Annotated in this window: 20 protein-coding genes; 10 read left to right on the top strand and 10 right to left on the bottom strand. The window is 65.2% G+C overall.

What is annotated here, in order from left to right:
• Positions 1-2,100, bottom strand: coding sequence for a transketolase (tkt, locus tag J2X62_RS15055; protein ID WP_310181505.1), 2,100 nt, complete (start codon positions 2,098-2,100; stop codon positions 1-3).
• Positions 2,101-2,542: 442 nt separating this feature from the next.
• Here tkt and J2X62_RS15050 point away from each other — a divergent pair, with 442 nt between their 5' ends.
• Positions 2,543-3,547, top strand: a complete 1,005-nt coding sequence (locus J2X62_RS15050) for a heme o synthase (protein ID WP_027497015.1) — start codon at positions 2,543-2,545, stop codon at positions 3,545-3,547.
• Between the two features lie 28 nt (positions 3,548-3,575).
• Here J2X62_RS15050 and J2X62_RS15045 read toward each other — a convergent pair whose 3' ends face one another.
• Entirely contained in the window at positions 3,576-4,541 is a 966-nt protein-coding gene (locus J2X62_RS15045) for a quinone oxidoreductase (protein ID WP_032372461.1), read from the bottom strand.
• A gap of 135 nt (positions 4,542-4,676) precedes the next feature.
• Between J2X62_RS15045 and J2X62_RS15040 the strand changes: the two genes are divergently transcribed.
• Positions 4,677-5,051 carry a hypothetical protein gene (locus J2X62_RS15040; protein WP_027497017.1) on the top strand — a complete coding sequence of 125 codons (375 nt, stop codon included), beginning with the start codon at positions 4,677-4,679 and terminating at the stop codon, positions 5,049-5,051.
• Between the two features lie 190 nt (positions 5,052-5,241).
• On the opposite strand, the gene J2X62_RS15035 is transcribed toward J2X62_RS15040, so the two are convergent.
• The 4 genes from J2X62_RS15035 to mptB all read right to left on the bottom strand — a co-directional run bounded on the left by J2X62_RS15035 (position 5,242) and on the right by mptB (position 9,710).
• Complete coding sequence (locus tag J2X62_RS15035; RefSeq protein WP_094622132.1) at positions 5,242-6,246, bottom strand: heme A synthase; 1,005 nt, start codon at positions 6,244-6,246, stop codon at positions 5,242-5,244.
• 67 nt (positions 6,247-6,313) lie between these two features.
• A complete protein-coding gene (locus J2X62_RS15030) occupies positions 6,314-7,114 on the bottom strand; it encodes an ABC transporter permease (protein ID WP_310181501.1) in 801 nt (266 codons plus the stop codon).
• Positions 7,111-8,055: an ABC transporter ATP-binding protein gene (locus J2X62_RS15025; protein WP_032372458.1), complete on the bottom strand. Its 945-nt coding sequence runs from the start codon at positions 8,053-8,055 to the stop codon at positions 7,111-7,113. Before J2X62_RS15025 ends, J2X62_RS15030 begins: the two co-directional genes overlap by 4 nt.
• On the bottom strand, positions 8,052-9,710 hold the full coding sequence (mptB, locus tag J2X62_RS15020) for a polyprenol phosphomannose-dependent alpha 1,6 mannosyltransferase MptB (protein ID WP_230595128.1): 1,659 nt from the start codon (positions 9,708-9,710) through the stop codon (positions 8,052-8,054). The genes J2X62_RS15025 and mptB overlap by 4 nt, the downstream gene beginning before the upstream one ends.
• Positions 9,711-9,927: 217 nt before the next feature.
• Between mptB and J2X62_RS15015 the strand changes: the two genes are divergently transcribed.
• Genes J2X62_RS15015 through J2X62_RS14985 form a run of 7 tightly spaced genes read left to right on the top strand, consistent with a single transcriptional unit; the run spans position 9,928 to position 16,451 of the window.
• A complete protein-coding gene (locus J2X62_RS15015) occupies positions 9,928-10,809 on the top strand; it encodes a metalloregulator ArsR/SmtB family transcription factor (protein WP_310181792.1) in 882 nt (293 codons plus the stop codon).
• On the top strand, positions 10,806-12,251 hold the full coding sequence (sufB, locus tag J2X62_RS15010) for a Fe-S cluster assembly protein SufB (protein ID WP_027497021.1): 1,446 nt from the start codon (positions 10,806-10,808) through the stop codon (positions 12,249-12,251). Before J2X62_RS15015 ends, sufB begins: the two co-directional genes overlap by 4 nt.
• A gap of 24 nt (positions 12,252-12,275) precedes the next feature.
• Entirely contained in the window at positions 12,276-13,466 is a 1,191-nt protein-coding gene (sufD, locus tag J2X62_RS15005; RefSeq protein WP_094694594.1) for a Fe-S cluster assembly protein SufD, read from the top strand.
• A 39-nt stretch (positions 13,467-13,505) separates the two neighbouring features.
• Complete coding sequence (gene sufC, locus J2X62_RS15000; protein WP_027497023.1) at positions 13,506-14,282, top strand: Fe-S cluster assembly ATPase SufC; 777 nt, start codon at positions 13,506-13,508, stop codon at positions 14,280-14,282.
• A gap of 2 nt (positions 14,283-14,284) precedes the next feature.
• A complete protein-coding gene (locus J2X62_RS14995; RefSeq protein WP_310181498.1) occupies positions 14,285-15,577 on the top strand; it encodes a cysteine desulfurase in 1,293 nt (430 codons plus the stop codon).
• Complete coding sequence (gene sufU, locus J2X62_RS14990) at positions 15,577-16,074, top strand: Fe-S cluster assembly sulfur transfer protein SufU (protein ID WP_027497025.1); 498 nt, start codon at positions 15,577-15,579, stop codon at positions 16,072-16,074. The genes J2X62_RS14995 and sufU overlap by 1 nt, the downstream gene beginning before the upstream one ends.
• The gene (locus J2X62_RS14985) at positions 16,071-16,451 is read left to right on the top strand and encodes a metal-sulfur cluster assembly factor (RefSeq protein WP_027497026.1); all 381 of its coding nucleotides are present in this window, start codon (positions 16,071-16,073) and stop codon (positions 16,449-16,451) included. Before sufU ends, J2X62_RS14985 begins: the two co-directional genes overlap by 4 nt.
• A 21-nt stretch (positions 16,452-16,472) precedes the next feature.
• Here the strand turns inward: J2X62_RS14985 and J2X62_RS14980 are convergent, their stop codons facing one another.
• Genes J2X62_RS14980 through J2X62_RS14970 form a run of 3 tightly spaced genes read right to left on the bottom strand, consistent with a single transcriptional unit; the run spans position 16,473 to position 19,423 of the window.
• Entirely contained in the window at positions 16,473-17,444 is a 972-nt protein-coding gene (locus tag J2X62_RS14980) for a Ku protein (protein ID WP_032365768.1), read from the bottom strand.
• A gap of 51 nt (positions 17,445-17,495) precedes the next feature.
• Positions 17,496-18,638: a lycopene cyclase family protein gene (locus J2X62_RS14975; protein ID WP_032391434.1), complete on the bottom strand. Its 1,143-nt coding sequence runs from the start codon at positions 18,636-18,638 to the stop codon at positions 17,496-17,498.
• The gene (locus J2X62_RS14970; RefSeq protein WP_045841762.1) at positions 18,635-19,423 is read right to left on the bottom strand and encodes an SDR family oxidoreductase; all 789 of its coding nucleotides are present in this window, start codon (positions 19,421-19,423) and stop codon (positions 18,635-18,637) included. Before J2X62_RS14970 ends, J2X62_RS14975 begins: the two co-directional genes overlap by 4 nt.
• A 156-nt stretch (positions 19,424-19,579) precedes the next feature.
• Here J2X62_RS14970 and J2X62_RS14965 point away from each other — a divergent pair, with 156 nt between their 5' ends.
• Positions 19,580-21,211, top strand: coding sequence for an ABC-F family ATP-binding cassette domain-containing protein (locus J2X62_RS14965; protein WP_027497030.1), 1,632 nt, complete (start codon positions 19,580-19,582; stop codon positions 21,209-21,211).
• Here the strand turns inward: J2X62_RS14965 and J2X62_RS14960 are convergent.
• Positions 21,199-21,780 (bottom strand): TetR/AcrR family transcriptional regulator, encoded by a 582-nt coding sequence (locus J2X62_RS14960; protein WP_027497031.1) that lies wholly within the window; start codon positions 21,778-21,780, stop codon positions 21,199-21,201. The genes J2X62_RS14965 and J2X62_RS14960 overlap by 13 nt on opposite strands.
• Between the last annotated feature and the right edge of the window lie 73 nt (positions 21,781-21,853).

The raw sequence follows: 21,853 nt of genomic DNA, 5'->3' as shown, positions 1-21,853 counted from the left end.
TTATCCCTTCACGTTGGTGATGGAGCGCTGCGCGGCCGCGACGACGGCGTCGGCCGTGAAGCCGAACTCGCGGAAAAGTGTTGCCGCATCGGCAGATTCGCCGTAGTGCTCGAGCGAGATGATCTCGCCGAAACCGCCGACGATCTTCCACCACGGCATCGCGATGCCGGCCTCGATGGACACCCGCGCCTTGACGGTGGGCGGAATGACCTGGTCGCGGTAGTTCTGGTCCTGGCTCTCGAACCACTCGACACACGGCATCGACACCACGCGTGCCGCGATGCCCTGCGCCTCTAGCAGTTTCTGGGCCTCCACTGCGTACTGCAGTTCGGAACCGGTGCCGATCAGGACGACGTCAGGGCTGGCCTTCGACGATTCGGAGAGGATGTAGCCACCCTTCGAGACGCCCTCGAAGCTGGTGCCTTCCAGGATCGGGATGCCCTGACGCGTCAGCGCCAGGCCGACGGGCCCGCTGCTGCTCGACCTGGCGAGCACCGACTGCCAGGCGTAGGCCGTCTCGTTGGCGTCACCGGGGCGTACGACAGACAGGTTGGGAACGGCACGCAGGGCCGCGAGGTGCTCGACCGGCTGGTGCGTCGGGCCGTCCTCGCCGAGGCCGATGGAGTCGTGGGTCCATACGTAGATGGGATCGATGTCCATCAGCGACGCCAGGCGAACCGACGGCCGCATGTAGTCGCTGAACTGCATGAACGTTCCGCCGTACGCGCGGGTCGGACCGTGCATGACGATGCCCGACAGGATCGCACCCATGGCGTGCTCGCGGATACCGAAGTGCAGCGTGCGGCCGTAGGGCTCGGCGTCCCAGTCGTCGGTGGAGATCGACGTGGGGCCGAAGGACTTCGCACCCTTGATCGTGGTGTTGTTGCTGCCTGCGAGGTCGGCCGAGCCGCCCCACAGTTCCGGAAGAACGGGTCCGACGGCGTTGAGGACCTCGCCCGACGCCGCACGCGTGGCGACGGCCTTGCTGCCGGGCTCCCACGTGGGCAGCACGTCGGTCCAGTTCTCGGGCAGCGTGCCCTGCTGAAGACGGTCGAGCAACTGCTTGCGCTCGGGCTCACGGGCTGCCCAGGACTCGAACTGCGTCATCCACTCGTTGTGTGCGGCGCGGCCGCGTTCCTGGAGCTTGCGAGTGTGGCCGATGACCTCGTCGCTGACCTCGAACGTCTTGGCCGGGTCGAAGTCCAGGGCCTGCTTGACCTTCGCGACCTCGTCGTCGCCCAGCGCGGCACCGTGGACGGCACCGGTGTTCATCATCGTCGGAGCCGGGAACCCGATGATGGTCCGCAGCACGATGATCGACGGCTTGTCGGTGACGGCCTTGGCGGCCTCGATGGCGTCCTCGATCGCGGTGACGTTCTCGCCGCCCTCGACGACCTGTACGTGCCACCCGTAGGCCTCGTACCGCGCGGCGGTGTTCTCGGACAGGGCGATGTCGGTCGAGTGCTCGATCGAGATCTTGTTGTCGTCGTAGAACAGGATCAGGTTGCCGAGCTGCTGGGTGCCAGCGAGCGACGACGCCTCGGACGTGACGCCCTCTTCGATGTCGCCGTCGGAGGCGATCACATAGATGAAGTGATCGAACGGGCTCTCGCCGAGCGCAGGTTCGGGATCGAACAGTCCGCGTTCACGGCGCGATGCCATTGCCATTCCCACAGCGGATGCCAGTCCCTGGCCGAGTGGGCCGGTGGTGATCTCGACGCCGTCGGTGTGGCGGAACTCGGGGTGCCCCGGGGTCTTGGACTTGTAGGTCCGCAGTGCTTCGATGTCTGCGAGCTCGAGACCGAAACCGCCCAAGTAGAGCTGCAAGTACAGGGTGAGGCTCGAGTGACCGCACGACAGTACGAACCGGTCGCGGCCGATCCAGTGGGTGTCGGTGGGGTCGTGGCGCATGGTGCGCTGGAAGAGGGTGTACGCGAGGGGAGCCAAGCTCATCGCGGTTCCGGGGTGGCCGTTGCCGACCTTCTGCACTGCGTCCGCTGCCAGGACACGAACGGTGTCGACCGCCCGGGTGTCCAGGTCCGTCCAGTCGCTGGGGTGGTGCGCCGTGGTGAGGACGTCAATATCGTCTGTGATCGACACGAGCAGAAATCTCCTGACATTCGTTCGAGTTGTGGCTCCGAGGATTCGTCGCTCGGCGGTAACTGCACAGCGCCTGCGTGAGGCGCGAACGTAGTCGATGCCGAAGGACGTCCCCCACCAGCCTAGTTCCGACCGACGCTACTGTCGTGCCTTCCCCCGTCGGAGCACGAACGTGTGTGGCGTCGCCGCATCGTTCTTCGGTTTGGGTGCCCTGCGAATTGGACGTGCAAACCCCGCCGTCTACCATCGTCTGTAGTAGGCGCATGCTCGACGGCTCCCGGGGGCAATTTCCGAACCGGGACCATCCGCGTGCGCGTCGGTGGCCGAGGTCCTCGTGAGGGTTCTCCCAGGATCGGTCGGCCGCCAGGAACGAACCCGCGTGCCCGACGGCGCGTGGCAAGTGGCCGAGCGCCAGAGAACGACAGTCGTGCGAGGAGACGCAGTGCGAATTGGGCAGCAGCCGGGCGGACACGGTTTCGCCGGCGGCCCCGGATTCGGAGCAGACGACCAGGGCGACACCGAACACGCCGCGCCGGCGTCGGCGCCGCGCAGAGCGTGGGCTCTCTTCCTGGCCTATGTCGCGCTGACGAAGCCTCGGGTCATCGAACTACTTCTCGTCACGACCATTCCCGCGATGCTGCTGGCAGATCGCGGTCACGTGGACCCGTGGCTGATTCTCACCACACTGTTCGGTGGAATGCTGGCCGCGGCGAGCGCGAACACCTTGAACATGGTGGTCGACGCAGACATCGACAAGGTGATGAAGCGCACCGAGAAGCGGCCGTTGGCCCGCGGCGCGATGCCTGTGTCGCACGCACTGGTGTTCGGTCTCGTCCTCGGGGTGTTCTCGTTCTTCTGGCTCTGGGCGACGACCAACCTCCTCAGCGGCGTGCTGGCCGTCGTCACGATCTGCTTCTACATCTTCGTCTACACCCTGGTGCTCAAGCGCCGAACTTCGCAGAACGTGGTGTGGGGCGGTGCCGCCGGCTGCATGCCGGTCATGATCGGCTGGTCCGCCGTCACCGGCACGATCGGCTGGCAGGCGCTGGTGATGTTCCTCGTCATCTTCCTGTGGACACCGCCGCACACCTGGGCCTTGATGCTTCGCTACAAGGAGGACTACCAGGCGGCCAACGTCCCGATGCTTCCTGCCGTCGCGTCGGAGACCAAGGTGACCAAGCACATCGTGCTCTACGCGTGGGCCACGGTTGCTGCGACGTTGGCACTGGCCCCGGGCTCCGGCGTCGTCTACGCGGTGATCGCGGTGGCATCGGGAATTTGGTTCCTCGTCGTGGCGCATCGCCTGTACGCAGGCGTGCGGGCTGGAACACCGGTCAAGCCTCTCAAACTGTTCATCCTGTCCAACGAATACCTGGCGCTGGTGTTCTGCGGCCTCGCCGTCGACTCTGTCCTCGGCTGGCAGACGCTCGCCCAGCTGGTCTCCTGAGCGAGCGCCTCCTCACATCTGCACCCGATCAGGGGACGAGAACGATCGAACCGGTCGTCTTACGTCCTTCCAGGTCCATATGTGCCTGCGCGACATCTTCGAGCGCGTAGCGAGCGCCGACCTCGACCGTCAGAGCGCCGCTCGACAACGCCTCGAACACATCGCCCGCACGCCATTCGAGCTCGGCCCGGTCCCGTATGTGATGCGCCAGCGTGGGTCTGGTCAGAAACACCGATCCGGCCCCGTTGAGCCGTTGTGGGTCGAACGGCGGTACCGGTCCGCTCGCAGCACCGAACAGGGCCAGCGTGCCTCTGATGCGCAGCGACGCCAGACTGGCCTCGAACGTGTCGGCTCCGACACCGTCGTAGACGGCATGGACGCCCTCGCCGCCGGTGAGCTCGCGAACCTGGGCCGCAATGTCGTCGTCGTACCGCAGTACGTGGGCGGCACCGGCCTGGGCCGACCGCTCTGCTTTGGCATCGGTGGACACCGTCGTGATGACCCGTACGCCCTTTCCGACCGCCATCTGGGTCAGCAGTAGTCCGACGCCTCCCGCGCCCGCGTGCACGAGGACCGTGTCGCCGCTGCGCGCCGGGTAGGTGGACTCGATCAGGTAGTGCGCAGTCATGCCCTGGAGCAGCGCCGACGCCGCCTGATCGGCCGGAACGCCGTCGGGAACGGATATGGCGGACGAGGCGTCCACGACGACGAACTCGGCATAGCTACCCGGCGCGGCCGCCCAGGCGATGCGGTCCCCAGGAGCGAACGCGGTGACGTCAGGGCCGGCCTCGTGGACAACTCCGGAACCCTCGTCGCCGGGGATGTAGGGCAGGGACCGTGGATACAGGCCGCGGCGGAAGTAGGTGTCGATGTAGTTGATCCCGATGGCGTCGACGCGCACGAGAACCTGCCCCGGTCCGGGCTCGGGAATGGGCACGTCCACGACGACCATGACCTCGGGTCCGCCGGTGTTGTCTACTCGAATGGCACGCATATCCCTGTTCTACACGGGAGCGATGTGAGTTCGAGAGCGGACGCACGCTTCCACGACGGGTGCGACAAGTTACCGATCAGTAGCGATTCGGCGGGCCGATGCCGCCACGGTGGACGACCTCGGTATCGTGTCTGCATGGCTACCGAAATCGACAGTGCGGGCAACGAGAAGGACACGTCCAACGAGGTTCCGAAGGGAACTCTCGCGGCTGTGAAGGCTTTTCTCGCCGATCACGGCAACTCGGCAAGTGTGGTGATCCAACCCATCGGTCGGGCCGGAACCCGGCTCACGCTGGTCGGCGCAGACGGAGTGCTCGGAGACCAGGTGGTTCCGTCCACAGCGGTCGCACACGCGATAGTCGCCAGGTTCGACGAACTGACCGAGGCGGAGTGGGACCGCGAGCTGGTCAGTTCGGTCAATCCGGCACCGGGCCATTACGAGAAGATGGCCGGCTGGGTCGCTCGGCAGAAGAAGTTCCCCAAGGCCCGCAACCAGGCCATCGTCGGGTAGGACGAGAGTCGCAAAGTTTTTTCGACTCGACGGGAACCGTCTCGCGGTCCGATGCGTCGAAATCAGTGGAGGGGCAGTCGGCCATCTGAGGGGGAGGTCGGCTGCCCCTCCACTGCGATTCGAAACTGCTGTGCTCGAACACGCGCGTGTCGAGCCGGCTGAGGAGCCGACACCCGAAGACTGCCGGGCCTCAGGACGCTGCGGCGACCCTGTCCACGTCGGCTTCCCGATCGGCAACCGCAGGCCCGCGTGTTCTGCACGATGCCCACAGCGCAGCCGTGGCAGCCGTGCAGGCACCGGCACCGGCAACGTGGAACGCGACGAGTACTGCGGGAACGCCCGTGAAGTACTGCACCAGGCCGATCAGGGACTGGGCCAGCACGATCGCCACCAGAACGTGCAGCCGCTGCTTGACGGCAGTCGGCGCTCCGACCGCGTACAGAGCGAAACCGAGCCCGACGAGCAGCGCGAGATACCCGACCAGGAATTGCGAGTGGGCGTGCACCAGCGTGACGATCTCGATGCCCAGGCGCGGTACCGGCTCGTCGATGCTCTTGTCGCCGGCGTGCGGGCCGGCACCGGTCACCATCGTCCCGGCGATCAGTACGCCGGTCAGCGCGACGCCGGACAGGGCAGTGAGCCCGCGTAGCGCGGCGGGGACGGTGGGCAGCGACTTCGGCGCGGCGTCGGTTTCACCCACCTTGACGAACAGCAGGGTAGCCAGCCAGACCATTGCCATCGACACCACGAGGTGAATGGCCACTGTCCACCACAGCAGGCCGGTCAGCACGGTGACGCCACCGATGACGGCCTGCACGACGGTTCCCAGCGGCATGAACCACGCGAAGAGCAACACCTCGCGCCGCCGGGCCGCGCGAGTGACAGCGAGAACGACCGCCGCAGCGGCGATGACCACCACGAAGGTGAGCAGTCGATTGCCGAACTCGACTGCCTGATGCAGCACCGGAACCTCGGATACTCCGACCGGCGTGAAGCTTCCGGGGAAGCACTGTGGCCAGGTGGGGCACCCGAGCCCGGAGCCGGTCACTCGAACCACCGCACCGGTGACGGCTATGCCGCCCTGGGTGAGGATGGCGATGAACGCCAGCACCCGCTGTACCCGCAGCGAGGGCAGGGGCAGGTAGGCCACGAGGCGCAGGAACACGCCGTAGAGCTTCCGTAGGAGGTAGGGCACTCCACGATGGTAAACGCCGATCAACTACACAGCGTCGTTGGGTAGAGCGACCGGCGGAAAGCCTCGCTCAGGTGAATTTGAAGGTTCGGACCGCAAGAGTGCCGCAGACCGCAGCCCAGACGAGCAGCACGGCGATCCCGAAGAGGTCGAACGACGAGGCCACACCGCGGTTGAGCGCCTCGCCGAGTGCGCCGGACGGGACTATCCGTGCGACGTTCTGCAGGCCCTGCGGAATCTGGCCGTCGACGAACACCGCGCTGCCGATCCCGAGCATCACGAACCAGGCGACGTTGGCCAATGCCAACACGATCTCCGCCCGCAGGGTGCCGCCGAGTAGCAACCCCATCGAGGCGAACGTGACCGTCCCCAAAGCGATGACGACCGCTCCCAGCAGCAGACCTGCCGGACTCGGTCGCCAGCCGAGGGCGACGCCGATCGAGCCCAGCAGAACCGACTGCATGATCACCACGATCACGACGGCTACCGACTTGCCGCCGATGATTCCCCACCGTGGGAGCGGCGTGGCACCGAGTCTCTTGAGGGCGCCGTAGCGTCGATCGAACCCGACGGCGATCGCCTGTCCGGTGAATGCCGTCGACATGATGGCCACCATCATCACCGCCGGCACGACCCGCGCGACGCGGTCGTCGCCGAGCTCACCGAACGGCAGCAGAGTGAGTCCGATCAGCAGCGTGATCGGAATGAACATCGTCAACAGCAGCTGCTCACCGTTGCGCAGCAACAACTTCAGCTCGAGACGCGACTGCGCGAACAGCATCCGGGCGGCCGACGCCGGCTGTGGGCGCGGCGCGAACAGTCCTGTCTCGAAACGGTTGTCGGCGAGCCGGGCTTCTCTGCGCACCGTCACATCCTCAATTCTCTGCCGGTCAGTTCGAGGAAGACGTCCTCGAGCCGCCGCTGATCGACCTGCAACTCCGTCGCAAGCACGTTCTGTTGTGCGCACCAGGAGGTGACGACCACCAGGATCTGCGGTTCGATCACTCCGGTGACCACGTACGACCCCGGTGACGTCTCCGACGGTACGTAACCGGAGGGCAGGGCCGCGTCGAGCAGGGACAGATCGAGACCTGGGGGAGCGGAGAAGCGCAGCTGTCCCTCGGCTCCCTGCTTGGTGAGCTCGGACGGGGATCCGGAGGCGACGATGCGGCCGTTGTCGATGATCGTCAACCGATCCGCCAGCTGCTCGGCCTCGTCCATCAGATGTGTGGTCAGTAGAACGCCGACGCCGTCGCGTCGAAGTGCGTCGATCAATTCCCACACCAGCAGTCGGGCCTGGGCGTCGAGTCCGGCTGTCGGTTCGTCGAGAAACACCAACTCGGGGCGGCCGACGATGGCACAGGCCAACGCCAGTCGCTGCTGCTGGCCACCGGACAACCGCCGATAGGGTGTGCGGACCGCCGAGGTCAGGCCCAGACAGTCGAGCAGCCACGTCGTGTCGAGAGGGTCGGCCGAGTACGAGGCGACGAGCTCGAGCATTTCGCCTGCCTTGGACCCCGGGTAGGCACCGCCTCCCTGCAGCATGACGCCGATGCGGGGTCGGAGCTGGGCGGACTCGGCGATGGGGTCGAGGCCGAGAATTCTGACCGTGCCGCTGTCGGGTACGACGAAGCCTTCGCACATCTCGACGGTGGTGGTCTTTCCGGCTCCGTTCGGGCCGAGCAGCGCGAGAACTTCACCCGCACCGATGCTCAGGCTCAGTCCGTCGACGGCGGTGGTGCCGTCGTAGGACTTGCGCACGTCGGTCAACTGCACGACAGGTTGCGCCGCATTCGACGTCCCGGAGATCACGAGGACTCAGCGTATTCGTCGGTGTGCCGCTCGGGTGCCGGTGGTCCGATGCGCGTGGGCCACGGCAGCCGGTTCCGTGTCAGCAGATACAACACGACGATGGTCAGGATGGTCATCACTGCGGCCTGCACGATCTGGAACGGCTGGTATTCGCTGCCGTTCGGCATGAGGATCACGCTGACCAGAGACGAGAAGGCAATGGCGGGACGCCGGAAGGACGGAGTGGTGGCCCATGCGGCCAGCGGAATCACCGCCCACAGCAGGTACCAGGGCTGGACTACCGGGAACAGCAGAACCACTGCTCCCAGCGCCACCCCCAGCGCTCCCACCGAGTGCAGTCGGCCCCTCAGAACAGCGACCAGCATGCGGATGACGATGACGCCGGCGACGACGGCTGCGATCGGCCGAGTGAGACTCAACACAGCGGTGGTGTGATCGCCGAGGCCGAGCAGCACGCCGACGAATCCGGTAGCCAGGCCGAGAATCGTGGGAATCGACATCCAGCTGCGCACCACCCCCGCGGTACCCAGAGTGTGGATCCAACCGAATCCGAGTCCGCTACCCAGGCTCACGGCGACTTGGACGGCAACGGCGATCGTGCCGAGCAGCAGCGCAGCGTAGACGACCGATCTCAGAGTGCCGCCCCACCGTCTCGACAGCGCCATGCCGACGAACCCCAGCGCTATCAGCGACGGGATCTTGATCGTCGACGAGAGTGCGATCACACCCGCTCCGCCGACGAGGAACGCGATATCGGTGCTGCGCAATGCACCCGGGCGCTCGATCGCACGCAGCGCCAGTTCGGTACCCGCGAGCATAAGCCCGATCATCAGGGCCTCGTTGTGAATTCCGGCGACCAGGTGGAACAGCAACAGCGGATTCGCTGCACCGAGCCACAGTGCCGTGACCGACGCGACCCCGCAGCGGCGTGCGAGACGCGGCAGCGCCCAGACGATCAGCGCGACTCCCGCCAAGGCGAGCAATCGGTGCAGGAAGATGCCGGCGACGATGTTCTCGCCGGTCAAGTACGTGATCCCGCGCCCCATCCACAGGAACAGCGGACCGTAGGGTGCGGGAGTCTCTCGCCAGATGTTGGGCACCGTCCGGGTCAGGACGTTGTCGGCCCCCAGTGCATCCACGGGGCCGATCTCGTAGGGGTCGAGACCGCGGGCCGTGATCTCGCTCTGGGCCAGGTAGGAGTAGACGTCGCGCGAGAACATCGGCGGTGCGACGCTCAGCGGCAGGATCCACAGCAGCAGAGTTCGGTCCATCTGCGATCGGGACAGGCGGCGAGGAGTCGCGCCCGATCGCGTCCGCCCCAGCGCGAACCTGCCGAGCAGTAGCCACGCGAGGACCACGACGACGGTTCCCGTCATGGTCACGGTCAAAGCCGACGTGGCCATGCGCGACGGCAGACTCAGTAACCGGACGCCCGCGATCGGGTTCTGCAGTACCGGCTGCGCACCCGCGCCGAGAGCGCCGATCGCCATCAGCAGCGCGCCCGCGGCTCCGAAACGGCGAATGTTGCGTAGCTGAACGGTCTCGGCGGGATCGAGACCGGGCGCCTCCGGCTCGTCGCCGTGCAACGTGGCGACACCGGCACCCGGTGGGGTCGGTTCCAGGCCGAACACGCGCCGAGCAGGGGTGAGAATCATCCTGTGCAGCAGCGTGCCGCGCGCGGATTCGGGGTTCTCGGGATCGGGGGACGAGCTGGCACCGGTCGCGGAAGGCGAGTTCTCGGAACTCTGCTCACTCTCGGTCGATGGCACAGTGGGAGCGTAGCTGTGTGCCACGGCGCGATTCACCCGGTCCTCCGGACTCCGCGGCCTGTGTCGCCCGGCTCGGATTCACCTGAGGGATAGGGCACCCTTGCTGGACCAGGTGAAACAATTCCGTCACACTGGTGTTGTGAAAACAACCGAGAGCTCGCTCGTGCGTCCGGAAAGCGTCGATCCATCGACCGCCGGAGCAGGCGCGTCGTCGGTGCGACCGGCATCGGCCCCCGAGGGGCAGACGCGGGGCGCGGTGGTCACCCTACTGCTCGAAGAAGGCCCCATCACCGCGTCCGATATCGGCACTCGGCTTGGATTGAGCGCGGCAGGTGTCCGACGCCACCTCGATGCGCTCATCGATGCAGGCGAGGCCAGGATCACCACCCCGGCGGGAGCACGTCAGCGTGGACGCGGGCGACCGGCCAAGCATTTCCAGCTCACCGCAGCCGGCCGCAATCGGCTGGGCCACACCTACGACGATCTGGCCGGAGCCGCGATGCGGCAGCTGCGCAAGATCGGTGGCAACGACGCCATCGAGACGTTCGCGCGGCAACGCGTCAACACCATCGTTGCCGACGTCGAACCCGCGACCGGTTCCGACGCACATGCCGTGGAAACGGCGGCGGGAAGAATTGCCGACGCGTTCAGTGCGGCGGGATTCTCGGCCACCACGCGGCAAGTCGGCAACGGAGTGCAGATCTGCCAACACCATTGCCCGGTGTCGCACGTCGCAGCAGAGTTTCCCGAGCTGTGCGAGGCCGAACAAGCAGCGTTCGCCGAGATCCTCGGCACGCATGTGCAGCGTCTTGCCACCATTGCGAACGGCAACTGCGCTTGCACCACACACGTACCGCTCACCTCGACGCGATCGAGCAGCGGTCGATCCGGTACCGACGTATCGACAGATAGTTCACACAAGATGACGTCCGACACGCAGCCCCGTGTCGGAGAACGCACACGCCTCCGGAAGGAGCCCGCATGACCGTCACACCAGACCAGGTGACACCCGCCGCGCCGCTGACTCAGGACGAGACCATTGCCTCGCTCGGCACCTACGGATACGGCTGGGCCGATTCCGACGTGGCCGGCGCGAGCGCCAAGCGCGGCTTGTCCGAGGCTGTCGTCCGTGACATCTCGGCCAAGAAGAGCGAGCCCGAGTGGATGCTCGAAGCCCGTCTGAAGGCTCTCAAGACCTTCGACCGCAAGCCCATGCCCAACTGGGGTTCCGACCTGGACGGCATCGACTTCGACAACATCAAGTACTTCGTGCGGTCCAGCGAGAAGCAGGCCGCTACGTGGGACGACCTGCCCGAGGACATCAAGAACACGTACGACAAGCTCGGCATCCCCGAGGCCGAGAAGCAGCGCCTCGTCTCCGGTGTCGCCGCTCAGTACGAGTCCGAGGTCGTCTACCACTCGATCCGCGAGGACCTCGAGGCGCAGGGTGTGTTGTTCCTCGACACCGACACCGCACTCAAAGAGCAGCCGGAGCTGTTCCGCGAGTACTTCGGCACCGTCATTCCGGCAGGCGACAACAAGTTCTCTGCGTTGAACACCGCAGTGTGGTCCGGTGGATCGTTCATCTACATCCCGCCGGGCGTGCACGTCGACATCCCGCTGCAGGCCTACTTCCGGATCAACACCGAGAACATGGGCCAGTTCGAGCGCACGCTGATCATCGTCGACGAGGGTGCCTACGTGCACTACGTCGAGGGCTGCACCGCGCCGATCTACAAGTCCGATTCGCTGCACTCCGCCGTGGTCGAGATCATCGTCAAGAAGGGTGGTCGTTGCCGGTACACGACCATTCAGAACTGGTCGAACAACGTCTACAACCTGGTCACCAAGCGCGCCAAGGCAGAAGCAGGCGCAACGATGGAGTGGGTCGACGGCAACATCGGCTCCAAGGTCACCATGAAGTACCCGGCTGTGTGGATGACCGGCGAATACGCCAAGGGCGAGGTTCTCTCGGTCGCGTTCGCAGGGCCCGATCAGCACCAGGACACCGGTTCCAAGATGCTGCACCTGGCACCGCACACGTCGTCGAACATCGTCAGCAAGTCCGTCGCCCGTGGCGGTGGACGGACGTCCTACCGCGGTCTGATCCAGATCAACAAGGGCGCGCACGGCTCGCGTTCGACGGTCAAGTGCGACGCCCTGCTGGTCGACACGATCAGTCGGTCCGACACCTACCCGTACGTCGACATCCGTGAGGACGACGTGTCGATGGGTCACGAGGCCACTGTCTCGAAGGTCAGCGACGATCAGTTGTTCTACCTGATGAGCCGCGGCATGACCGAGGACGAAGCGATGGCCATGGTCGTCCGCGGATTCGTCGAGCCCATTGCTCGCGAACTGCCGATGGAGTACGCGCTCGAGCTCAACCGGCTCATCGAGTTGCAGATGGAAGGGTCGGTCGGATAAGTGAACAACCCCCTCACCGGAGTCATGGGTGCCGTGGCATCCGAGAACCCCGATTCCGCCAAGGAAGACAAGTCGAAGCTCGTCGCCAACAAGGGCGCTCAATTCACGTCGTACGACGTGAACGCGTTCGAGGTGCCGTCGGGCCGTGACGAACTGTGGCGCTTCACGCCGCTGCGTCGCCTTCGCGGCCTGCACGACGGTTCGGCAGTCGCCGACGGGACCGCTCAGGTCACCGTCGGGGCTGCGGACCAGGTGGTCGTGGAGACCGTGGGACGCGACGACGATCGACTCGGGAAGGCCGGCGTGCCTGCCGATCGGATTGCCGCACAGGCATATTCGGCCTTCACCGAGGCCACGATCGTCAGTGTTCCCAACGAGGTCGAGGTAGCGGAGCCGATCGAGATCACGATCGACGGACCGGGCGTCGACCACGTCGCCTACGGACACGTGCAGATTCGCCTCGGCACGTTTGCTCGCGCCACCGTGGTGATCGATCAGCGCGGCAGCGGCACGTACGCCGAGAACGTCGAGTTCGTGCTGGGTGACAGCTCGCAGTTGCACGTCGTGCTGATCCAGGACTGGCAGTCGGACGCGGTGCACGTGGCCGCCCACCACGCCCTGCTCGGACGTGACTCGGTGTTGCGCCACTACAACGTCAGCCTCGGCGGCGACTTGGTGCGCATCAGCCCGACCGTGCGCTACAGCGCGCCCGGCGGTGACGCGAACATGCTCGGTGTGTACTTCGCCGACGCCGGTCAGCACCTCGAGCAGCGACTGCTCGTCGACCACTCGGCTCCGCATTGCAAGTCGAACGTGATGTACAAGGGCGCGCTCCAGGGTGAAACCGGACCCGGCACCGTCGACGCACACACCGTATGGATCGGCGACGTTCTCATCCGCGCCGAGGCCGAGGGCACCGAGACGTACGAACTGAACCGAAATCTCGTGCTCACCGACGGCGCTCGCGCCGATTCGGTACCGAACCTGGAAATCGAAACCGGCGAGATCGTCGGAGCAGGGCACGCCAGTGCTACCGGCCGATTCGACGACGAGCAGCTGTTCTACCTGCGTGCTCGCGGCATCTCGGAGGAGGTGGCCCGCCGACTGGTCGTCCGCGGCTTCTTCCACGAAATCATCGACAAGATTCCGGTCCCCGCCGTACGCGAGCGTCTCGATGCTGCCATCGAGACCGAACTCGCCGTCGTCGGCGCGTAGGCCCAACCGAACCTTTCTCGACTGCACAAAGGAACTTTGATGTCCACACTCGAAATCCGCGATCTGCACGTCAGCGTCGCCAACACCGACTCGTCCGCCGAGCCGATCGACATCCTCAAAGGTGTCGACCTGACCGTGAAGTCCGGCGAGACGCACGCGATCATGGGGCCCAACGGCTCCGGCAAGTCCACCTTGTCGTACGCCATTGCAGGCCACCCGAAGTACACCGTCACCTCCGGCACCATCACCCTCGACGGTGAAGACGTTCTCGAGATGAGCGTCGACGAGCGCGCCCGCGCAGGTCTGTTCCTGGCGATGCAGTACCCGGTGGAGGTGCCCGGAGTGTCGATGTCGAACTTCCTGCGCACCGCCGCCACCGCTGTGCGCGGCGAAGCCCCCAAGCTGCGGCACTGGGTCAAGGAAGCCAAGACCGCCATGAGCGAGCTCGAAATCGAGGCGAATTTCCTCGAGCGCAACGTCAACGAGGGTTTCTCCGGCGGCGAGAAGAAGCGTCACGAGATCCTGCAGCTGGGACTGCTCAAGCCGAAGATCGCCATCCTCGACGAGACCGATTCCGGCCTAGACGTCGACGCTTTGCGCGTGGTGTCCGAGGGCGTGAACAAGTACAAGGAGCGTGAAGACGGGGGAGTGCTGCTGATCACGCACTACACCCGCATTCTGCGCTACATCAAGCCCGACTTCGTGCACGTCTTCGTCAACGGTGAGATCGTCAAGTCCGGCGGTGCCGAGCTGGCCGACGAGCTCGAGGCCAACGGCTACGCCGGCTACACGCAGGCCGCGACCACCGGAGCATGAGTATGGCTGCACCGGCAGCTGTGGCGGTAGCGACATCGTTCGATGTCGCTACCGTTCGCCGCGATTTTCCTATCCTCTCGCGCACCGTCCGCGACGGAAAGCCGTTGGTGTATCTGGATTCCGGCGCAACCTCGCAGCGGCCGGTGCAGGTGCTCGACGCCGAACGCGAGTTCCTCACCACCTGTAATGCGGCGGTGCACCGCGGGGCGCACCAGCTGGCAGAGGAAGCCACCGACGCGTACGAGGGAGCCAGGGCGGATATCGCCGCGTTCGTCGGTGCAGACGTCGACGAGATCGTCTTCACCAAGAACGCAACCGAGTCGCTCAACCTCGTGACGTACGTGTTGGCCGATCAGCGCTTCGATCGTCATCTCGGACCCGGTGACGAGTTCGTCGTCACCGAACTCGAACACCACGCCAATCTCGTTCCGTGGCAAGAGCTTGCGGCCCGTACCGGCGCAACTCTGCGGTGGTACGGGGTGACCGACGACGGTCGAATCGACCTCGACTCGCTGGAATTGTCGTCCGCGGTGAAGGTCGTCGCGTTCACCCACCAGTCGAACGTGACCGGTGCCGTCGCTCCCGTCGAGGAGTTGGTGCGTCGCGCCCGAGCTGTCGGCGCGCTCGTCGTTCTCGACGCGTGCCAATCCGTGCCCCACATGAAGGTCGATTTCCACGACCTCGATGTCGACTACGCAGCGTTCTCCGGCCACAAGATGCTGGGACCCTCGGGTGTCGGAGTGTTGTACGGCAAGGCCGCGCTGCTCGATGCGATGCCGCCGTTCATCACCGGCGGATCGATGATCGAGACGGTCACGATGGAGAAGACGACGTTCGCGCCTCCGCCGCAACGCTTCGAGGCCGGTGTGCCCATGACGTCGCAGGTCATCGGGCTCGGTGCCGCCGTGCGGTACCTCGACAACATCGGTATCGACGCCGTGGCAGCTCACGAAAAGACCTTGGTCGCAGCGACTCTCGCCGAGTTCGCAAAGATCGACGGCGTTAGAGTCATCGGTCCGACGGAGAACGTCGATCGAGGTTCGGCAGTGTCGTTCGTCGTCGACGGTATCCACGCACACGACCTGGGGCAGATTCTCGACGACGAAGGCGTCGCCATTCGCGTCGGTCATCATTGCGCGTGGCCACTGCATCGGCGCTTCGGAGTGGCAGCGACCGCGCGGGCGTCCTTCGCGTTGTACAACACGGTCGAGGAAGTGCAGGTGCTCGCGAACGCGATTCGTCGCGCGCAATCGTTCTTCGGCACCGACCGCAATGGTGAGGAGGGACACGCCTGATGCGAATGGAACAGATGTACCAGGAAGTGATCCTCGATCACTACAAGCATCCGCACGGTCGTGGACTGCGCGAGCCGTTCGGTGCGGAGGTGCACCACGTCAATCCCACCTGCGGCGACGAGGTCACTCTGCGGGTTCACGTCGACAACGGCACCGTTGCGGACGTCTCGTACGACGGCCAGGGTTGCTCGATCAGCCAAGCCGCCACGTCGGTGCTGACCGATCAGGTGGTCGGCTTGTCAGTTCAGGACGCCCTGAAGACCGTGGATTCGTTCAGCGAGATGGTCGGCAGCAGAGGTACCGTCGAGGGAGACGAAGACGTCATCGGCGACGGCATTGCGTTCGCCGGTGTGGCCAAGTACCCGGCTCGCGTGAAATGCGCCTTGCTGGGTTGGATGGCTTTCAAGGATGCGGTTGTTCAAGTAGTGGACGCAGATACGACAGCTACGACGGGCGAGACCGCCCAGTCGGCACTTTCCGGAGGACAGCAATCATGACCGACGCAACAGAGACCACACCGGCTGTGACGACGACGCCGGTGGAACTCACCGCCGACGAGATCAAGGTGCTCGAGGACCTCGAAGAAGCGATGCGCGACGTCGTCGACCCCGAGCTGGGAATCAATGTCGTCGATCTCGGTTTGGTCTACGACATCAAGATCGACGCCGAGGACATCGTCACCGTCGACATGACACTGACATCGGCGGCCTGCCCGTTGACGGACGTCATCGAGGATCAGGCCCGTGGTGCGCTCGTGCGCAGTGGGCTCGCCGCCGACCTCAAGATCAACTGGGTCTGGATGCCGCCGTGGGGACCGGACAAGATCACCGACGACGGACGCGAGCAGCTTCGGGCCCTCGGCTTCACCGTCTGACGGTCCATTCCGGCTGCCCCGTCACGCACCCTTCGCTTCGTCGGTCGACGGGGCAGCCTTCTTCGCTGCGGCCTTCTTGGCCGGAGCCTTCTTTGCCGGGGTCTTCCGCGCGGTGGTCTTCTTGGCAGCGGTCTTCTTGGCCGGTGTCTTCGACGACGAAGATTTCGACGATGATGATGTTGACGAATCGGACCCCGACTTCGCGTTCTTTCCCGCGGCCTCGACGCTGCGCTGGAGGGCGGCGACCAGATCCACGACCTCCGCGTCCTCGCCGTCGTCCTGTGATTCGGCCTCGGTGTGGATGACCTTCTCGCCACCGTTCGCCAGTGTCTCGTCGATCAGTTTGCGCAGTTCGATCTGGTAGTCGTCGGTGTACTCCGTCGGATCGAATTCCGAGGACATGCTCTCGACGAGCGACGTCGCCATCTTCACTTCTTGCGGGCGCGCCGACGGGGCGTCGTCGAGCGACGGGAATTCTGCAGCTCGTACCTCGTCCGGCCACAGCAGAGTCTGAATGACCAGCACGTTGTCACGGACTCTCAAGGCGGCCAGCCGCGTCTTTTGTCGCAGCGTGAAATGGACGAGCGCGGTGCGTTCGGTTTCTTCCAGCGTCTCTCGCAGCAGCACATACGCCTTGGGCGACGACGAGTCGGGCTCCAGGAAGTAACTCTTGTCGTAGAGGATCGGATCGATCTGCTCGGTCGGAACGAATTCGAGAACGGGGATCTCGTGCTTCTCGGCAGCGGGGAGTTTGTCGAAGTCGTCGTCGGTGAGGATCACGCGCTCGCCGTCGGGCGAGTCGTACGCCTTGTCGATATCGGCGAACTGGACCGATTTTCCGCATTCCTGGCAGATGCGGTCGTACTTGATTCGTCCGCCGTCCTTTGCGTGCACTTGATGAAACCGGATGTCGTGTTGCTCGGTGGCCGAGTAGACCTTCACCGGAACGTTGACGAGTCCGAAGGCGATCGAGCCTTTCCAAATGCTGCGCATGTGTTCATGATCGCCGACCGGGCGCCTGTGTGTCGACCGTTGCCGAGAAACTCAGCCGCGTCTCGGAGCGTGGACGACGGTGCGCGCGATGGCGAGCCTGGCCGAGACCGGAAGCGTAGGGAACATTCTCAGCATTGCGGTCATGGTCCCCATGGCGTCGTCGTGACCGGACAGGTACGAGCGTTGGAGTTCGACCGGAAGCGAGAAGAAGCTGGCGAAGAACTGCGGAACCATCTCCGGCTCGAGGCTCAACGCAGTGCGCAGCCCGAGATTGCGTAGCTTCTGCACCGTCCAGGTGTGGAGTGCACGTCGGCTCCCCGGCTTGCCGGTGCGAAGTCCGTCGACCAGGTGATCGGCAGACGCCAACGACGCGGCGACGCTGTATCCCGTCGCAGGATGCATCAGATTCGACCGCGACCCGAACAGGACGGGCCCGCTTCGTGGGGTGTGCAGCCGCGAGCGCGGCGGAGGTTCGACCGAAAAGCGCACCCGCTCGACGTCCTCGGTGCCGGTCGGCACGAGATCGCGTCGGGCGAGACGATGATGCAGACGAGTCCGGAGTACATCGAGGTGGAGGGCAGGCCTGCCGACCAGGCACGTTTCTTCGAGCAGAACGCGGTGGTCGTCGAGTGCGACGGCATAGAGAAAACTCGGAACTTCACCGGGTCGTACGCCGTTGTCGGTACGCCAATCCATGAACCAGGCGTCGGAGCCTTCCAGAATGGGCTCGGCGCGTTCCCGCTCGACGACGATTCCGTATGCGGTCTGTTGCGCCAGATCACGCGAGTCGAGCGTTCCTCGCGCATCGACGACGTGGCGAGCCGTGACGACCGTCCCGTCGACGGTGGTGACGCGGGTGCCGGTGACGTCGACTGCGGTGCCCGCGTGCACTCGTACGAGGTCGAGAGACAGCGAAGCTTGCAGGGCATGGGTGTCGAGCACGCAGTACGTCCGGTCGATGACGCGATGCCGATCGGTCCACACTGCGGGCCTGCGTGCAGTCGAGGCGATTGCGGACTCCGAGAGCCATGACGGCAATTCGTCCGCCCATGCCGAGTAGGTCGGCGTCCAGGTTCTGGACGGGTGCGGATCGAGTGCGAGAACGTCCATACCCGCGGCCGCGCAGCGGTGGGCGATCGCGCGACCCGCCGGTCCCAGCCCGACCACGGCGACGTCGGCCGACAGGTCGCTCACATTCCGCCGGTGGCGAGCAGGCCACCGTCGACGCGCACCGTCTCGCCGGTGATCCACGAGGACGCGTCCGAGACCAGGAACGCGACGAGCGAAGCCACGTCCTCGGGGGTACCGAGTCGCTTCATCGGGTAGCCGGCCGCTGCTGCTTCTTCGCCGCCGGCGAACAACGCCTCGGCGAACTTGGTCTTCACCACGCCCGGCGCCACCGCGTTGACGCGGATCTTCGGACCGAGCTGCCATGCCAGCTCCTCGGTGAGCCGAATCAACGCAGCTTTGGATGCGCCGTACGCGGCAATGACTCCGGTGGAGCGGATGCCTGCGACGCTGGCGATGTTGACGACCGCACCGCCGTGTTCTCCCATCCACGCATGGAACGCGTTCTGCACGAAGCCGAGCGTGCCGACGACGTTGGTGTCGAAGATCTTGCTGACACCGACGAGGTCGGCATCCATCAGCGAGCCGTAGACGGGGTTGATACCGGTGTTGTTGACCAGGATGTCCAGCGAACCGAAGGTCTCGACGGTGCGGTCCACTGCGGTGCGCCGATGTTCCGGGTCGCCCGCGTTACCGTCCAGCGCGAGTACGGAGTCGCCGAGTTCCGCCGCGACGGCCAGCAACGGTTCCCGCTTACGCGCAGTGATGGCCACGTTGGCACCGCGCGCGAGCAGTTCTGCGGCGATCGCGCGGCCGATGCCTCGACTACCCCCGGTGACCAGTGCGGTCCGTCCGGTGAGGTCGAGGGGCAGGGCTGGGCGGGCAGTGGCCGTTTCGGTGACGTCGGTCATCGCTCAGACGTTACCGGGGTCACCTGCGTTCCTGGGTGGAGGCACGTGAATGCTGAGCTAAAATGGGAATTTGCTGTGCCGACCTACGGCGCTTTCATTGCTCGCTCGTCGGTCGACGAGCACTCATCTTGTTCGGCAATCGCTAGGAGCTCACGCGTGATCACCGCCACCGACCTCGAAGTTCGTGCCGGTGTGCGGACCCTTCTGTCCACCGAGGGGCCCGCGCTCCGCGTGCAGGCAGGTGACCGCATCGGGCTGGTCGGCCGCAACGGTGCCGGAAAAACCACCACGCTGCGCATCCTGGCGGGCGAGGGCGAACCTTATGCCGGTGAGGTCGTACGCACCGGAGACCTCGGCTATCTCCCGCAGGATCCCAAAGAGGGCGATCTGGACGTGCTGGCCAAGGACCGGGTGCTGTCGGCCCGCGGGCTGGACACCCTCCTGCACAGTATGGAGAAGCAGCAGGCACTGATGGCCGAGGTTGCCGACGAGACATTGCTCGACAAAGCCGTCCGTAAGTACGGCGAGCTGGAAGAGCGGTTCGCGTCCCTCGGCGGCTACGAAGCCGAAAGCGAAGCGGCTCGCATCTGCAACAGCCTCGGCTTGGCCGATCGCATCCTCGGTCAACCGCTGCGGACCCTGTCCGGTGGTCAACGTCGACGCGTCGAACTCGCTCGCATTCTGTTCGCCGCGTCCGACGGCAGTGGCGGACGCTCGAACACCACATTGCTGCTCGACGAGCCCACCAACCACCTCGACGCCGATTCCATCACCTGGTTGCGCAGTTTCCTGCAGAACCACGAGGGCGGACTCATCGTGATCAGTCACGATGTCGAACTGCTCGGTGATGTCGTGAACAGGGTGTGGTTCCTCGATGCCGTGCGCGGTGAGGCCGACATCTACAACATGAACTGGAAGAAGTACCTCGACGCACGCGCCACGGACGAGCAACGGCGCCGTCGCGAACGCGCGAACGCGGAGAAGAAGGCGGGTGCGCTGCGCGTCCAGGCCGCCAAGATGGGTGCCAAGGCAACCAAAGCCGTTGCGGCACAGAACATGGCCAAACGAGCAGACAAGCTGATGGCCAACCTCGATGCGGAGCGCGTATCGGACAAGGTTGCGCACATTCGCTTCCCTGAGCCTGCCCCTTGCGGCAAGACACCGTTGATGGCCAAGAACCTGACCAAGATGTACGGGTCGCTCGAGATCTTCGCCGGCGTCGATCTGGCGATCGACCGCGGAAGTCGAGTGGTGGTGCTCGGGCTCAACGGTGCGGGCAAGACGACGCTGCTCCGGATCCTGGCCGGAACCGAGAAGGCCGACACCGGCGAGATCGAACCCGGCCACGGCATGCGCGTAGGTTACTTCGCCCAGGAGCACGACACCCTCGACGACATGGCGTCGGTGTGGGAGAACATCCGGCATGCGGCACCCGACACCGGCGAGCAGGAGCTCAGATCGCTACTCGGCGCCTTCATGTTCACCGGACCCCAGCTCGAACAACCCGCAGGAACGCTGTCCGGCGGCGAGAAGACGCGTCTGGCGCTGGCCGGGCTGGTGTCTTCGGCTGCGAACGTTCTGCTACTCGACGAACCGACCAACAACCTCGATCCGATCTCACGCGAGCAGGTTCTCGACGCACTGCGCAGTTACAAGGGTGCTGTCGTTCTGGTGACTCACGATCCGGGCGCCGCCGAGGCGCTCTCACCGGAACGAGTCATCCTCCTTCCCGACGGCACCGAGGACCACTGGTCGCAGGACTACCTGGAACTGATTCAGCTGGCCTGACCCGGGTCGCGCCTGCGCACCGATTCTTCGACCAGATCCAGAATGGCCGACAGGTTCGACCCGCCGTTGCCCGACGCGATTCTGGCGACCAGACCGTCGAGAACGAGGTCCAGGTAGTCGGCCAGAACGTCGTTGGGAACGTCGTCCCGTAGTTTCCCTGCCGTCTTCTGGCGCTCGAGTCGGCCGAGCGTCGCATCGGTCAGTTCGGCCGAACGCTCCGCCCAGCTGGTTCGGAAGTCGGCGTCGGTTCGTAGTCGTCGGGTGATCTCGAGCCGCGTTCCGAGCCACTCGAACTGCTCCGGCTGAGCCAGCATGTCTCGCATCACCTGAACCAGACCCTGCGTCGCAGCGACTTCTGCCATGCGCCGGGCGTCCTCCTGCGCCAATGCGAGGAAGAGACCGTCCTTGTCCTTGAAGTGGTGAAAGATGGCTCCGCGGGAGAGGCCCGTCGCCTCCTCGAGGCGTCGCACGGTCGCGCCCTCGTAGCCGAACTCTCCGAAGCATTTACGCGCGCCGTCGAGAATTTCGCTGCGGCGGGCCGCCAGGTGGTCTTCACTGACCTTGGGCACGTGTGAAACTCCTACTTTCCGATGAAGGGGCCCGTACCGATACGGCGATGGGCCCGAAACACGTATCGAGTTC

This window comes from Rhodococcus sp. 3258 (assembly GCF_031456475.1).
GTDB classification, from domain to species: Bacteria; Actinomycetota; Actinomycetes; order Mycobacteriales; family Mycobacteriaceae; genus Rhodococcoides; species Rhodococcoides fascians.
This window is presented reverse-complemented; position numbering and strand designations above follow the sequence as displayed.

Excerpts from the sequence above, each read along its gene's own strand:
- mptB (WP_230595128.1), bottom strand. The coding sequence starts at position 9,710 with ATGATTCTCACCCCTGCTCGGCGCGTGTTCGGCCTGGAACCGACCCCA.
- J2X62_RS14970 (WP_045841762.1), bottom strand. The coding sequence starts at position 19,423 with ATGACCGACGTCACCGAAACGGCCACTGCCCGCCCAGCCCTGCCCCTC.
- J2X62_RS14985 (WP_027497026.1), top strand. The coding sequence starts at position 16,071 with ATGACCGACGCAACAGAGACCACACCGGCTGTGACGACGACGCCGGTG.
- sufC (WP_027497023.1), top strand. The coding sequence starts at position 13,506 with ATGTCCACACTCGAAATCCGCGATCTGCACGTCAGCGTCGCCAACACC.
- J2X62_RS15040 (WP_027497017.1), top strand. The coding sequence starts at position 4,677 with ATGGCTACCGAAATCGACAGTGCGGGCAACGAGAAGGACACGTCCAAC.
- J2X62_RS14995 (WP_310181498.1), top strand. The coding sequence starts at position 14,285 with ATGGCTGCACCGGCAGCTGTGGCGGTAGCGACATCGTTCGATGTCGCT.
- sufU (WP_027497025.1), top strand. The coding sequence starts at position 15,577 with ATGCGAATGGAACAGATGTACCAGGAAGTGATCCTCGATCACTACAAG.
- sufB (WP_027497021.1), top strand. The coding sequence starts at position 10,806 with ATGACCGTCACACCAGACCAGGTGACACCCGCCGCGCCGCTGACTCAG.
- J2X62_RS15045 (WP_032372461.1), bottom strand. The coding sequence starts at position 4,541 with ATGCGTGCCATTCGAGTAGACAACACCGGCGGACCCGAGGTCATGGTC.
- sufD (WP_094694594.1), top strand. The coding sequence starts at position 12,276 with ATGGGTGCCGTGGCATCCGAGAACCCCGATTCCGCCAAGGAAGACAAG.
- J2X62_RS14980 (WP_032365768.1), bottom strand. The coding sequence starts at position 17,444 with ATGCGCAGCATTTGGAAAGGCTCGATCGCCTTCGGACTCGTCAACGTT.